Below are 14418 nucleotides of genomic sequence, written 5' to 3'. Positions count from 1 at the left end.
AGTACGTAGTATGGATGATTTATATACTGGATGCTATCCCCAGGAGGTCAAATGAGCGCTCACGGTTTAATATCTGACGGCTATCGTCCGAGCTTCTCGGGACATGAGACGTTTCCTTTGCGCTATGGGTGGCTGCAGAAAGCCTATCACGCGGTGAATGACGCGGCCTCGGCCAAGCAGGCAGTTCATGTCTTTAGGGATCCGGACTCAATCGCGCGCTTTGGTGTGGGCAGGAACATGGTTGGCGCAATTCGGTATTGGGCGACAGCCGCCGGAATACTCGAGGAGTCTAGCGACGGCCTTTTGACAACATGGCTTGGGGCCATGCTGTTCGAAATGAACGGTACGGACCCTTACCTCGAAGAAGATGCCTCGCTTTGGCTCCTTCATTGGCATTTAGCATCCCGGCCCCACCTTACCTCTGCGTATTGGCTGTTTAATGAGTTCAGGGGCGGTAGTTTTGTTCGACAGGACATCGTATCGCAGCTGCTTAAGCTCGCACAGGAACAAGGATGGAGCCGCGTAGCCTCGACCACGGTTGATCGGGACCTGCAATGCCTTCTACGTACATATATTGGCGGTCGCGGCTCAAGCGAAGCAGGCGAATCCATTCTTGCGGAACTAGGCCTCATTCGGCCGATGGATAAATATCGATCGCGACTTTCTCGCGGGCGGAAAACGAACCTTCCAAATTCTGTATTCCTTTATTGTATCAATGAGTTCTGGGAGAGTTTCGCGCCCGAACAAACTACCATGTCGTTCGAAAACGCCGCCTATGGACGCGGCTCTCCGGGTAGGGTGTTCTTGCTGGACGAAGATGACATTGTAGGTCGCCTTGAGCAGCTTGATGACATTTCAGACGGAACATTAACGTGGTCAGAGACGGCGGGGCTTAGGCAAATCATTCGACGCAAACCTCGCCCGTTGAAAACGGAGCGGCGTCTACTTCGCGAAGCCCTGGCGAATGGTCGCTCGAAGGTGGCAGCATGAACGATTCCGTTGCGATAACACCAAGATTTCGTCGGTCAGTTCGTCTCGACACTGACTATGCGTCGGCGACTGCAATTGACGGCTTCCATTGTCCGGCATCCTTCCAAGCGGCCGTAACCTTCATGGCCGCGCATGTTTCGGATACAGAGCAAGGTGCGTTTACATGGACCGGCCCCTACGGCGGAGGCAAATCTAGTCTGGCCGTAGCGCTCGCATGTCTCTTCGGCGCGCCCAAGAATGTCCGAGAGCAGGCAGCGGCGCTGTTTGGCGAACAGGTTATTACTGCTTTGAAGTCAGCCTTGCCCTACTTTCCATCTCGATGGGATGTTTTGCCCTTGGTCACTGAGCGTCGCTCATTGGCGGCACAGCTCGCAGAGTTGCTCGATCTCCCATCCTCATCAAGTGGATCAGAAATCCTCAAAGAAATCGAACGAAGAACAGAAGACCGGGGCCTCCTTCTCATCATGGATGAACTCGGCCGCGGGTTAGAGGCCGCCGCAGATGGAGAAGGCGATCTTCATCTCCTGCAGGACATTGCAGAACTTGCTGCGCGGAGCCAAGGAAAGTTTATATTTCTTGGAATCCTGCATCAAGCATTTGAAGAGTACGCGGAACGCTTGGGCCGCAAGGTTAGGGACTCCTGGGCAAAAATTCAGGGCCGCTTTGTTGATATTTCGATTTCGGTGTCGCTTGAAGAAACCGTCGAGCTTATTGGTGAGGCGCTCGGTCACGAGCGCGCTGTCCGCAAAGCCATCCCCTTGGCAGAAGATTGCGTTGAGCAATTGCGCCCGGCCCGCAAAAAAACCGAAGCGAAACGAATGGCGGGTAAACTTGCCCGAACGGCCCCGCTGCATCCGCTTACTGCATGTCTCGTAGGACCGCTTTCGCGTCGACGTTTTGGACAGAACCAACGAAGCGTGTTCTCTTTCTTGAGTTCTGCCGAACCATATGGGCTGCAAGACGCGCTCACGAAAGAGGCCGTCGATGGATATTACCCTCCCCATCTCTTGTGGAACTATCTTCAAGCCAATTTTGAAGCGGCTATCCTTTCCTCACCGGATGGGCGTCGTTGGGCCTTGGCGCATGACGTACTTGAACGGTGCGTCGCACGAGGCGCAAGCGATCTTGAGCAAAAAGTATTGAAATCGATTGCGATCTTTGAGCTTCTCAAGGATCGCTCAGGGCTTGCAACAGATCTCGACACGATTGCCCTTTCGCTCAATGAGACCAACCGCACTGATGTAGAGGCTGCGCTCGCACGCCTCGAACAACAATCAGAAATCATATTTAGGAAGCATGCCGGAATCTACGTCCTTTACGCTGGTTCCGATTTTGATGTTGAAACCCGATTGGGAGAAATTCTCTCAGAGCCAACCGATATCGATCTCAATATGGTTCGCGTATTAGCGGACCTTCAGCCGATGTTGGCAAAGCGCCATCATGAAGAAACCGGTGCTATGCGCTGGTTTGAGATGTCTATCGAGCCCGCATCTGAACTAGAAACTTTCAAGCCGCCAAAATATGCCCAGGATATCATTGGCCGCATTGTGTTTGCCTTGCCGATGCACGGCGAGAGCCAAAGCGAAACTATGGTCGCATGTGAGCGTGCTGCACGATCTCAAACTTCTTTTCCGTTGATCATCGGCTACCATGCTGACGCGGCCAAACTTCTCGATCTTGCACGAGAGCTCGCAGGCCTCAGCACATTGGAAAAGAATTTTCCGGAACTGCGTGGTGATCCAATCGCACGGCGGGAAATTGACGCGCGTATCGCGGAAGTCCGTCAGAAACTCGAAGATATTCTGAATGGCCTAATCGACGAATGTCAGTGGTTTGTTACGGAGCACAAAGCACAAAGGCTTACCAAGCGCCTCCTAAACGAGCAGCTGTCCGCCTTGGCTGATGCAATTTTCAGCGAGGGGCCACTGCTTCGCAACGAGCTGCTGAACTGCTCTGAACCGTCCTCAAATGCTGTTAGCGCGAGAACCAAACTCATGAAACGCATGGCAATGCGTGGATCCGACGTTGATCTCGGGTTTGACGGTAAGAACTATCCCGCCGAACGCGGGCTATTCATCTCTCTTTTGCAAGAAACCGGAATTCATGTGGATGGCGAATACACTGCGCCAAAGAAAGATGACACGCTTTACCCACTGTGGCACGCAGCGGACAAATTGCTACTTGCGGAACAAGGCGTGGTCGGGGCTGACGAGATCATTCATGCTTGGGGCAAAGCCCCAATTGGATTAAAAGCTGGCCTTGGACCAGTATTCCTGTCGGCTTACATTTTATCCCGTCGAGATCGCGTAGCGGTCTACGGTGAAGGCATATTCCAAGCGAGTTTTAACGAACTTTGTGTCGAATTTCTTGCGCGAAACAGCAAAGATATTGGACTGCGCCGTGTTGAGATGGAGGGGTTTGTCGGAGATACATTGAAGACGCTCGGCAGTCTCCTGAAGATCAAGGGGGCTGCTGGACCATTACTCGTTGCACGCTCGATTATCGGCGAATTTGACGCGCTTGTCCCGTGGACGTCCAGAACTCAATCTCTTTCCCCGCAAACACTTAAGGTTCGTGAAATTCTAAAACGGGCGAGTGACCCGAACAAACTTCTGTTTGATGATCTCCCACGGCTGACCGAGCCGCTAGCCGATGGGAACTTTGATGCAAATGCAACTGCGTTGCTTCTGAGGGACGCACTGGCAGAAATGCGCGCGGCCTATCCAAAAGTGCTCGATGACTTGAAGGACCTGATGCTCAAAGAGTTGGATGTGCGAAGCCAAAGCGATGACGCATTCAAGAGTTTGCGCGACCGTGCAGACAATATTCGCCACATCGGCGGCGACCTGCGTTTAGAAGCCTTCGTCGGGCGCCTGACACAATTTCACGGAACGCGTGAAGATATGGAAGGCCTCGCAGGTGTGGCCGTTAACAAGCTTCCCAGAGATTGGAACGACGGTGATCGCGAACGCGCAGCCGTTGGCCTTACCGAGCTTGCAACAGTCTTTTTGAAGACCGAAACTATGGCTCGTGTGAAAGGCCGCAAGGATGGACGCCATGCAATGGCTGTTGTGGTCGGAAAAGAGAACACGGCGCACTCACTATTCAGCGAGTTTCAAGTGGCCGATGTCGACTGGGATGATGTCGAGGCCCTTGCTGCTACTCTCGATCGAACCCTGAGCGAGGCGGATCATCAGCGTCGCGAAATTATTCTTGCGGCTTTGATCGAAGTCACCTCCAAGTACCTCAATACCGGCGACGAACGCCGGGTCGGAGAACGCGCATGACGACGACCCGCCACGTATTAGGACTCTCAGGTGGGCGTGACAGTGCTGCGTTGGCCATCTTCATGCGCCAGAGACATCCAGAAATCGAAGTGGAGTATTTCTTCACCGATACAGGCAAAGAGTTACCTGAAGTGTACGAGTATTTAACTCGTCTTGAGGGCTACCTCGGCAAACCAATACTTCGGTTGAATCCTGATCGAGATTTTGACTATTGGCTTAAGAGCTACAAGAGCTATCTGCCCTCTGCACAGTCAAGATGGTGCACCCGCCAACTCAAGCTGCGACCATTTGAAAAGTGGGTACGCGAGTTTCTCGACGCAGGCGAAACAGTCATTTCTTACGTCGCGATCCGCAGTGATGAGGAGTATCGTGCGGGTTATCAATCGAACAAAGAAAAGCTACTGATACGATTACCTTTCAAAGACGCCAGCATTGACAAGCCGGGGGTCATCGAAATTCTTGAAGGTTCGGGTCTCGGACTTCCAGACTATTACAAATGGCGCAGTCGCAGTGGCTGCACGTTCTGTTTCTTCCAGCAAAAGATCGAGTGGGTACGTTTGAAAGCAGAACACCCTGACGCTTTCGAGGAAGCAAAGCGCTATGAGAAAAACGCTATCGAGCATGGCTCGCCCTTTACTTGGAGCCAAGGTGAATCACTTACCGATCTTGAGCAACCGGAACGGCAGGAACAGATTAAACAGGATCACGAAAAGCGACTGGTCCGGGCACGTACGCGAATGCAGGCGAACCCCTTGCGCCCAGATACTGCGTTGGATTTAGATGATGTGTATGGCGGCGCGGCCAAAGCCTGCCTGACTTGCCATAAGTAATTGTATGCAAAATAAAGAATTTCGACCTAAGGTCATCTCATGTTCAAAGTAACTGCACGAACCGTATTGGAATTGGGATCGGAGCTCATAAGCTCGGATATCATCGCATTTTACGAACTGATTAAGAACGGATTTGACGCTGGCTCAAAAAAAGGCGTGGACATTCGCTTCGTTGTCCCACTTCGACGTAATGCATTTCTGCGGCTCAAGTCTCAAATCGCAGCCGGAATTGACCTTGATGATCTCAAAGAGAACTTGCGAAGCCTGCTGGACTCTGGCTGTTCCGAGGAGGCAGGACAGTCTTTTGTCAAGGTATTGGCCGCAGAAACCAAAAAGGGGTTTTTGACTGCTTTGGTTGAAGCCTATCGAAGTGCGAATGTTATTGTCGTTACAGATCAGGGAAAAGGCATGTCTTTGGCTGAACTTGGTGATAACTATCTCACAATTGGAACGCCAAGCCGGAAGCGCAGTGTTGATGATGCGATGAAGGCAGCAACCGATGATGACGACGACGGTCCGCCTCCCTACCTGGGTGAAAAAGGAATTGGGCGCCTATCGGCGATGCGATTGGGTGAGCGGCTACTTCTTACTACTGCCCGCGATACTGATACCCATCTGAATGTACTGGATATCGACTGGCGGTCCTTTAGTGATCTCGATGCGATGGTCGAAGATATCCAAATCAAGCCTAGCCGTGGCGACAAGAAAAAAGACCTAGCTTACAGCGGCACAACACTGTCCATTAGCGATTTATCTGAAGATTGGACGCGCACAAAGCTCGAATTACTTGCCGAGCACGATTTTGCGAGACTTGTAGATCCGTTCAATGACCCCAAAAAACGCCCACGGATCGCGCTGTATTGGAATGATGACAGAATCTCTATCCCTTGGATGGATAAGACACTTCTGAAACACTCCCATGCTACGGTAGAAGCCGCTTATCGCATCGGCGAAAATGGGCCGGAACTCACCTATCGGATGGAAGCGCGTAAGTTGGGCTTTGATCATCCGCGGGAAATTGATGAGGGAACCTTATCGCTTCCCGATCTCGTCGGGTCTATCATCGGTAAAGACGATGTTTTTCCAGTGGAAGCCTTAACGTCTTTGGGACCGTTTCAGTTTAATGCACATTGGTATAATCGGCGAATGCTTGGCGGTATCGAAGGTCTAGGAGATCAAAAACGTGTGCGCGAACTTCAGCGCCGATGGTCTGGAATAATGATGTTTCGCGATAGTTTTCGTGTTTTCCCATATGGCGATGATGATGATGATTGGTTAGGGCTTGATCGAAAAGCATTGGGAAGTCCTGGTTATTCGCTGAATAAAGCGCAGTTCGTTGGCCATGTGCGCATTAGCCGGCTACGCAACCCATTTCTCTTAGACCAAACAAACCGCGAAGGACTTCGTGCAACACCGGAACAACAGGTGCTGGTGGGAATACTTCAACATATTATCCAAGGACTCTTCAGAGGATTTCTTCGCGAAATGGATCGACGCTACAAACGTCAGCCACTTGATTTCTCCACTGTTGAGACTGAGATCGCGAGTTTAGAAGCGCGTGCCAAGACTGCCTTAAAGCAAATTCGGCAACATGTGCCCCATGAGGATGAAGAACTGTATGTTGATCTCCAGCATGCATTTTTTGAGTTCAAGGAGCTTACGGAAAGAGCCCAAAGAAAGATAAAAGAAGTTGAAGAAGATAGCAAACAGATGACACAGATGGCAGGCGTAGGTTTGATGGTCGAAGTGGTGGCCCACGAGCTTGCTAGATCATCTGAATCTGCGCTCAAGACGCTCGAGGCTCTCAGAGGACAAGAACTTCCAGAAACCGCGCGGGCTCACTTTGAAACGCTGCGCGCTGAGATGAAGAGCGTGAGCAAGCGACTGCGTGTTCTCGATCCACTAAGTGTCTCAGGGCGACAGAGATCAGAGGTTTTTGATCTTGGGCATTTGATTAACGAACTCGAAGAGGGGCATCGCGCACAGTTTGAGAGGCACCGCGTTGATTTCAAATTTTTCGGAACGGAGAAACCTCTACGTATACGTGCAGTCAAAGGTATGATCGTTCAGGTTCTCGAGAACCTGATTTCGAACTCAATCTATTGGATGGACATCAAGTCCAAAAGAGAAAGCAGCTTCACTCCACGAATCACAATCGAACTGGAAGCTGACCCAATTTTGATTACCTATCAAGATACCGGATCAGGCATCGCCCTGGAGAACGCTGAGAAAGTATTTCGGCCATTTTGGTCATTGAAAGAAAAAACAAAACGACGAGGGCTAGGCTTATTTATTGCAAGAGAGTGTGTGGAGTATCACAATGGCACATTGAAACTCGATACGTCTGATGTTGGCGAAGCTAAACGCTTGAACAGATTTGTTATCGAACTTCCCGAAAGTGCTAGAGCATGAGCGCGATTGAACTCTTAAAGGAAAGAGGAATAGCAAGCGCGCTCATCATAGACGACGGTTACGATGAAGTTCCAACTTCGGCAGACCTTTCTACGAACGACGACGGATGGCGCAACTTTTTTGACGACTTTTCAATTCACGAAGAGGTCGTCGCCGAGGCTTTTCCTGACTACGAGAAGGTTGATGCTGGTGATCTTATCATGCGTGACGACTTTGTCGCAGCGCTATGGGATCACCGCGATAAACTTGATGCAGGAACACAGGAAGCGCTGTTCGGGGATTTCTCACGTGACAAGGGCAATGACCTAATCTTCCTCACGGGCTTGGAGGACAAGCTGAAGGGATGTGGCATTAGGCCTATCGCTGTTGGAAGAGACGCAGACATTCCCGATCAAGAAACCGTTCCGCTTATTTTTGTGGACCTCTTTCTCGATGGTGCCCAAAATGATGCTTCTGAGGAACGATCCATTGAACGCGTACTTGGGATTATCGAAGGACGCAGAGACGATCCTCCGCTTATTGTACTTATGTCTCGCAGCACACGGCTCGAGCAACGCAAAGAAGAATTTCGTCGAAAGTCAAAATTGCTTGGGGCGATGTTCAGGGTTGCCACGAAAAGCAGCTTGGAAGATATTGACGTTCTTACACGTGTGCTGTCCCGCTTAGCTCAGCACAGGCCAGACGCTAAAAAGATTGCAAAACTGCTGCATGTCTGGGACGAAGGACTAATCGGAGCTCGCACACGCTTTATGGAGTCGGTGCGAAAGCTAGATCTAACTGATTACGCGCAAATCCGCGATTTACTTTTGAATTTTGAAGGCCAACCATTGGGTAGCTATTTGATCGACGTTTTCGATCGTGTGCTTCAACATGAGATTGAGCGAGATACTGATTTAATAGCAGCGGCGGCTGATGTGAACACGGTGGACTTAGAAAGGTACCTAGCTCCTAACATTTCCGGTTCGCCTGATCTCCAAGAATTGGTTTATAGAACAATTTATCATAATCCAGAACGTTTGAATGTTACGGGGGACATCGGGGATCTTCCAATTTCATTTGGGGATTTACTTATCGATAAGCGAGTTTTCGATGACCCTTCAAATCTGACACTTCCTTTTGATGTCATGGCGGTTCTGACGGCAGCCTGCGATTTGGTCCGTGATGGCGTGGATTACATCTTGCTTCTTCAAGGAAAGTTGAAGCCATTGGGTCCAACTGCGTGGAGCTACGATGACAAAGCAATTCGAACGCCAATTATCTCTTTCGCAGACGGACGCCGTTTTTGGATCAGTTGGACAATCAAAGCAGTAACAGGTTGGTCGCGAGAAGACGTAAAGGTGCACTTAGCTGATGATGGCGGCTTTGTGAAACACGCGAGATTGCGGGAAAGCGTTGCACTTGAGCTGCAGCAAAAGATGCTATCCAATTTGGGTAGAGTTGGACAAATCGCACCAATGCCTGCTTGTTTCCCAGTAGCTATCCAACTTTACAGGCCAAATGCTAATGGTGATTGGATCCAGCTCGCGTCCGAATTGCTAACACGTAGGGGCGGCGTGATCTTCGTAGGGCGTGATGATGACAGTAACCCAAACTCAAGGTTGGTGATTTCGGAGGACGTCTGCGAAGAAATTGCCATGTTAATTAATTCACTGACGGATGAAGATGTGCCAGAAGCAGGCCGACCGAGCCTAGCAAAGATAAAGGCGGGCCAAGGCTTTCTAACGAATCTCGAACAAGGGCTAAATGTGTCGGGATTGAAGGAGAACCTTCTAGAAATAAGAGCCATGGTGGACGTTGGCGGGGGCCCTAAAGAAGAGATCGTGGCATTTGCCACTCGTGGTTCGAATCCTACAAAGATCCATAAACAAGCTTGCAAGCGTGCTGTAATTGCATTGATCATTTCTGAACCAGAGAATGGTCCAGTTCCAATGGGGGCTAGTTAGCAGTTCCTTCGATCGATCATTTTTCTATATCAAAGTTGGGCTAAAAATAGGACCATTTGAAGGAAATTCGAAGCCATGTAAAACTGCAAGGGCTAGCGACTTTGAACTGTTGCGGTTGCGCAAGTTTCTGTTGCAAAAAAATAGTATTTATTGAAGTCGACACTGGGAATTGAGGGGAATGCGAGTGACAAGTTCATCACCAGGTATTTCTCTGAAAGCACTGTTAATGAGTGCAAAATCAAAAGCAGTTCAAGAGCTGTTCCCATCATCGGTGATCGAACTTGTTGAAAGGATGTCTCCAGGGTTGTTGGGTACTCATGAGGTAAATCGCATTGCCGCAGTAATTCTTGACCCTGCAGAAGTGTTGCTTGATACCGCTACCCGGTTGAAAATTATCAGACTGCTTCCGCTCGCCAAAGCGCGTGAGCTTTGCACGACACTGGGCCTTATGATTGAACGAAGTCCCTATGAAACCATAGAGGCAAAGATCGGCGAAATTGGTATCAATCAACTTTTCGATTTTTTTGGAATCGTCGATGATCCACGTGCACCCAAATTTGCCGCTCCTTCATCGCAGAGTGTTACTGCAGCCTATGGCCTGTTTCCCCACCAACGAGTTGCCGCTAGCAAGGTTGCAGCTGCTCTAACGAAACCTCCACGTAAAGTTGTGCTTCACATGCCAACCGGCGCAGGAAAAACGCGTACTGCTATGCACCTAGCGGCCCGCCATCTGCGCGAGCACGGACCTACGGTCGTCATTTGGCTGGCACAAAACCGGGAACTGTTGGACCAAGCTGCGGAAGAATTTGAAAAAGCATGGGCACCACTGGGTGATCGCGATGTGCAGCTTATGAGGTTCTGGGGAAGCAAGCGCGCGCCACTTGCGGATCTAAATGACGGGTTACTTGTCGCGGGCTTGGCAAAGATGGTGGCATTGGACGCCAGGGACGCGAACACGATCCTAACTCTCGCTGATCGAGCTTCACTAATCGTTATCGACGAAGCTCACCAAGCAATTGCACCGACTTATGCGCGCGTTTTGCGGGCTTTGAGTTCAAAACGCCCAGACAATGCTCTCTTGGGCCTTACAGCCACACCGGGGCGTAGTTGGTCGGAGATTGACGAAGACAAGCGCCTTTCCGATTTTTTTGAAGGGCAGAAAGTCGTTCTTGAAATTGAGGGATATGATGACCCGGTAACTTTCCTTATGGATCAAGAGTACCTGGCTCGGCCCAACTTTCGCCAACTTAAAGCACCGGCCGAAACCTGCCTCGACAAGGCTGATATTCGCTCGCTGGAAAACGACCCGGACCTCACGGATGATCTTCTGGAGAAGATTGGTCTCGACGCGGCGCGTAACGAAGCCATCCTGTCAGCAATTTTTGACGCGTTGACGCGGCATGACCGTATAATCGTATTTACCCCGTCGGTAGATAACGCAAGGCTGCTGCAAGCGATGCTGACAATTAAGAACATAGAGGCTCTCTTTGTCGCTGGAGAGACTGAAGGCGGCGAACGCGAGCGACGTATCAAGCGCTACAAGTCTAGTGGACCCGGCAAGATCGTCATGTTGAACTATGGCGTACTGACCACTGGATTTGACGCTCCACGCACGAGTTGCGCGATTATTGCGCGGCCGACAAAATCGCTTGTCCTGTACAGCCAAATGGTCGGTCGGGCAACTCGAGGTCTTCGAGCTGGTGGCAACAAAGAAGCGGAAATCATTACGGTTACTGATCCCGATCTACCTGGGTTTGGAAGCGTGACGGAAGCATTTCAAAACTGGGAGGATGTCTGGCATGAACCAGATTACGGCTAACGAAACAAACAGATTCAATGGCGACATCATTCCCACGGAGCTAGCCGTGCGCGCGATGCGTGACAGCGGTTATAGAAATACAGACTATGCGCTGGCCGAACTCATCGATAACTCAGTTCAGGCTAATGCTTCACAAGTCGATGTCGTTTGTTTCGAAGTAATGAAACAAGTCAACCAACGCAAAAGCCGACGAATTGACCAGATCGCTGTCATTGACAATGGTGACGGTATGACACCGGAGACACTACGCATCGCACTCCAATTTGGCAACGGCACGCATTTGAAGGACCGAAAAGGAATTGGCCGTTTTGGCATGGGGCTTCCCAACTCTTCGATCTCTCAGTGTCGGCGCTTGGAGGTTTGGTCCTGGCAGGCCGGGCCGCAGAACGCGATGTGGACCTATCTCGACGTGGATGAGATCGAGCAAGGACTTCTGAAGTCGGTACCAGTACCAGAGCAAAGGCCAGTGCCACAGGAATGGCGTGATAGGTCAGATGTCATCGGCACTTCCGGTACACTCGTGCTTTGGTCGAATTTTGACGATCACAGACTGCAATGGCGCGGTGCCAAGGCTACTCTGGAAAACACTGAGGTCCTTATTGGGAGGATGTATCGCAAGTTTATCGATGCGGGCGACCTTGCCATTCGATTGACGGCTTATAGTGAAGACGGTGCATCATTTGATGCGCCGGCACGGGTAAATGACCCACTTTACTTGATGCCAAATTCATCTACGCCCGCCCCTTTCGACAAAGAACCCATGTTTCAAAAATGGGGAGAGGGCGATCAATCTTTTGAAATTGAGTTGGATGGAGAGATTCACACAGTTCTTGTCCGGATCAGTTGGGCCAAAGAGGATACAATTACGCGGGGATCTTCACCGGACCGCGGATCAATGCCATATGGCAAACATTCCGCCAGGAACGTCGGGGTTTCTGTCGTACGTGAGCGCAGAGAACTTGAGCTCGATAAGGGTTGGACGATTGGATACGATCCACGCGAACGTTGGTGGGGGATCGAGGTCGAATTCCCATCGGCGCTTGATGAAATATTCGGAGTTACAAACAACAAGCAGCACGCAAACACCTTTGCTGCCATGGCGCAATTCGACTGGACCGACGAAGCCGAGCCGGGTGAGCCACGTTCCGCGTTCCGCGAGCGCCTTCAGGCAGATGGCGACCCACGTTCGCTGCTTATCGATGTTGCTGAATACATTCACGAGCAACTCGATGAAATTCGACGCCGGGTAAAAGCACAGACAAAGGGCAAGCGCAGCTCGCAGAAACGTCACGAAGATCCTGACGTCGACGATCAGGCAAGTGACAAATTCCGCGAGCGCGCCGAATCTGGCCACGAAACCGAGACAGATGAGGCGGGATTTACCGATCAGGACAAGACAGAACTCGAAGCTGATTTGGTTGAGAATGACCACTACTCAGCCCAAGACGCCAAGAACATCACTGAAGCCGTGGTAAGCCGAAAACGCAAAGTGCAATTTTCTACAGGTCACCTCGATGGTCACCATTTTTTCTCAACCAAACAGTTTGGTGACCTGACAAAGATCACTTTCAACACCAATCACCCCATCTATGAACAACTTTTGGAAGCACTAAATCCCGAAACCGATGATGACACAGACGGACTCTGTTGCACAAATCGGCTGATGGTCAGAGTCCCCCTTTCCCCGGACGGACTTATCCCACAGCCTCGGTAATGGGTATGCCGAGCGCAGTGTAGCCGTTCATGACGGCGATGCGGACCTGGACTTCTGCGACCTGTCGGTCGAAGTCCCGCGCCACGAGGCGCTGCCCCAGCAGTTTAATGCAGTGCATCTTGGTCTCGACGCGGCTTCGGCGGTGGTATCCGCTCCAGTTTCGCCAGATCGCGCGGCCGAGGTATTTCGAAGCTCGCAGGGCCTCATTTCTGGCTACGGCACCAGCAGTGACGGTCCTCCAAGGCTTCGCGTTCTTGCGGGGCGGGATGACGGCATGGGCGCCGCGGTTAGCGATCGCATCATGGCACTTGCGGGTATCATAGGCACCATCAGCGGTAACGCTGCCGATCTCTTCGCTTGCTGGGATCTGGCTGAGCAGATCGGGCAGCACCGGCGCATCACCGATGTGGCTCCCGGTGATCTCGACGGCCCGAATCTCCAGTGTTTGCTCATCGATCCCAAGATGTATCTTGCGCCAGACCCGCCGCTTGGGCCCACCATGCTTGCGTGCGTTCCACTCGCCTTCACCCTCGACCTTGATGCCGGTGCTATCGATCAGCAGGTGCAGTGGGCCGTTGGAGCCACGATATGGGATGTTCACGGCCAGCGTCTTCTGGCGGCGCGATAGCGTGCTGAAGTCCGGCACCACCCAATTCAAACCGATGAGACGCAACAGGCTCTCGACGAACCCGGTCGTCTGCCTGAGTGCCATACCGAACAGCACCTTCATTGTCAGGCAAGTCTGAATGGCAGTATCGCTGTAGGATCGCTGTCGGCCACGTTTGCCACTCGGTGTAGCATCCCAGATCATCTCGGGGTCAAACCAGATCGTCAGCGACCCACGGCGCTTGAGCGCTTCGTTATAGGCCGACCAGTTCGTGGTCTTGTAAGTCGGGGGTATGTGTCTGCTCATGCATCCCAGTTACCACGCTGGATTCACGAGATGAATCCCTCACGCGATTTGTGCAACAGAGCCGGTGCCGGTAGGAAGTAGTTAGTGTGAAGGTCGCGCACGGAGGTAAAAGTTCGCAGCATCTCGGCATGAAATTCGAGATCAGACATAGACTCCTCGGAGGACTCCAGTTTTTGTAGCAACAGATTGAGCGCTTGGATCGGGCGAACAGCATGCATGCTTTCCTTCAGAGGCAGGTGCACATAATTGTCCCGCATCAGGACTATGCCCTGACGCACAAGTTGAAGCTTCTCCTCTGTTTCCAGTTCGCTTGGTGATTGCCGAAAATCCGGCAACGTCTCAGTCGCGGCCATTACGGTTTTTACTGCTTTGTTCGTGCCGGCTAAGAAGGGGGCGGCCAAGGTCCCACGCCGGTCGCTTGCTTTCGCTTTTGGTTCGTTTAGCGACCGCTTGAGTGTTTTGCGTGCCATGTTTTTCTCCAAAATCAAATTCAATACAGTTCGAATGCGC

General features: G+C 51.4%; 9 protein-coding genes. 7 read left to right on the top strand and 2 right to left on the bottom strand.

Annotation, left to right across the window (positions count from 1 at the left end):
• The first annotated feature begins 51 nt into the window (after window positions 1-51).
• The 7 genes from FGD77_RS17435 (at window position 52) to FGD77_RS17405 (ending at window position 12995) form a co-directional block, all read left to right on the top strand.
• Window positions 52-990 (top strand): DUF4007 family protein, encoded by a 939-nt coding sequence (locus FGD77_RS17435; RefSeq protein WP_255011570.1) that lies wholly within the window; start codon window positions 52-54, stop codon window positions 988-990.
• On the top strand, window positions 987-4277 hold the full coding sequence (locus FGD77_RS17430) for a hypothetical protein (protein WP_255011564.1): 3291 nt from the start codon (window positions 987-989) through the stop codon (window positions 4275-4277). The genes FGD77_RS17435 and FGD77_RS17430 overlap by 4 nt, the downstream gene beginning before the upstream one ends.
• A complete protein-coding gene (locus tag FGD77_RS17425) occupies window positions 4274-5107 on the top strand; it encodes a phosphoadenosine phosphosulfate reductase family protein (RefSeq protein ID WP_255011563.1) in 834 nt (277 codons plus the stop codon). Before FGD77_RS17430 ends, FGD77_RS17425 begins: the two co-directional genes overlap by 4 nt.
• A 39-nt stretch (window positions 5108-5146) precedes the next feature.
• Window positions 5147-7519: a sensor histidine kinase gene (locus FGD77_RS17420; protein WP_255011562.1), complete on the top strand. Its 2373-nt coding sequence runs from the start codon at window positions 5147-5149 to the stop codon at window positions 7517-7519.
• On the top strand, window positions 7516-9462 hold the full coding sequence (locus FGD77_RS17415; protein ID WP_255011560.1) for a hypothetical protein: 1947 nt from the start codon (window positions 7516-7518) through the stop codon (window positions 9460-9462). Before FGD77_RS17420 ends, FGD77_RS17415 begins: the two co-directional genes overlap by 4 nt.
• Before the next feature lie 184 nt (window positions 9463-9646).
• Window positions 9647-11281 carry a DEAD/DEAH box helicase gene (locus FGD77_RS17410; protein ID WP_255011558.1) on the top strand — a complete coding sequence of 545 codons (1635 nt, stop codon included), beginning with the start codon at window positions 9647-9649 and terminating at the stop codon, window positions 11279-11281.
• Window positions 11262-12995 (top strand): ATP-binding protein, encoded by a 1734-nt coding sequence (locus FGD77_RS17405; RefSeq protein WP_255011554.1) that lies wholly within the window; start codon window positions 11262-11264, stop codon window positions 12993-12995. The genes FGD77_RS17410 and FGD77_RS17405 overlap by 20 nt, the downstream gene beginning before the upstream one ends.
• On the opposite strand, the gene FGD77_RS17400 is transcribed toward FGD77_RS17405, so the two are convergent.
• Together FGD77_RS17400 and FGD77_RS17395 are read right to left on the bottom strand one after the other, a co-directional pair.
• A complete protein-coding gene (locus tag FGD77_RS17400) occupies window positions 12976-13908 on the bottom strand; it encodes an IS5 family transposase (RefSeq protein ID WP_255011552.1) in 933 nt (310 codons plus the stop codon). The two genes, FGD77_RS17405 and FGD77_RS17400, sit on opposite strands and share 20 nt — an antisense overlap.
• 23 nt (window positions 13909-13931) lie before the next feature.
• The gene (locus tag FGD77_RS17395; protein WP_255011550.1) at window positions 13932-14378 is read right to left on the bottom strand and encodes a hypothetical protein; all 447 of its coding nucleotides are present in this window, start codon (window positions 14376-14378) and stop codon (window positions 13932-13934) included.
• Between the last annotated feature and the right edge of the window lie 40 nt (window positions 14379-14418).

The organism is Roseovarius sp. M141 (assembly GCF_024355225.1).
Taxonomy (GTDB): Bacteria; Pseudomonadota; Alphaproteobacteria; order Rhodobacterales; family Rhodobacteraceae; genus Roseovarius.
The sequence above is the reverse complement of the archived record's forward strand: the minus strand, read 5'-3'. Positions and strand labels throughout refer to the sequence as shown.

Bases quoted from the DNA above. Each gene is read 5' to 3' on its own strand.
- FGD77_RS17435 (WP_255011570.1), top strand. From the start codon at position 52: ATGAGCGCTCACGGTTTAATATCTGACGGCTATCGTCCGAGCTTCTCG.
- FGD77_RS17430 (WP_255011564.1), top strand. From the start codon at position 987: ATGAACGATTCCGTTGCGATAACACCAAGATTTCGTCGGTCAGTTCGT.
- FGD77_RS17425 (WP_255011563.1), top strand. From the start codon at position 4,274: ATGACGACGACCCGCCACGTATTAGGACTCTCAGGTGGGCGTGACAGT.
- FGD77_RS17420 (WP_255011562.1), top strand. From the start codon at position 5,147: ATGTTCAAAGTAACTGCACGAACCGTATTGGAATTGGGATCGGAGCTC.
- FGD77_RS17415 (WP_255011560.1), top strand. From the start codon at position 7,516: ATGAGCGCGATTGAACTCTTAAAGGAAAGAGGAATAGCAAGCGCGCTC.
- FGD77_RS17405 (WP_255011554.1), top strand. From the start codon at position 11,262: ATGAACCAGATTACGGCTAACGAAACAAACAGATTCAATGGCGACATC.
- FGD77_RS17400 (WP_255011552.1), bottom strand. From the start codon at position 13,908: ATGAGCAGACACATACCCCCGACTTACAAGACCACGAACTGGTCGGCC.
- FGD77_RS17395 (WP_255011550.1), bottom strand. From the start codon at position 14,378: ATGGCACGCAAAACACTCAAGCGGTCGCTAAACGAACCAAAAGCGAAA.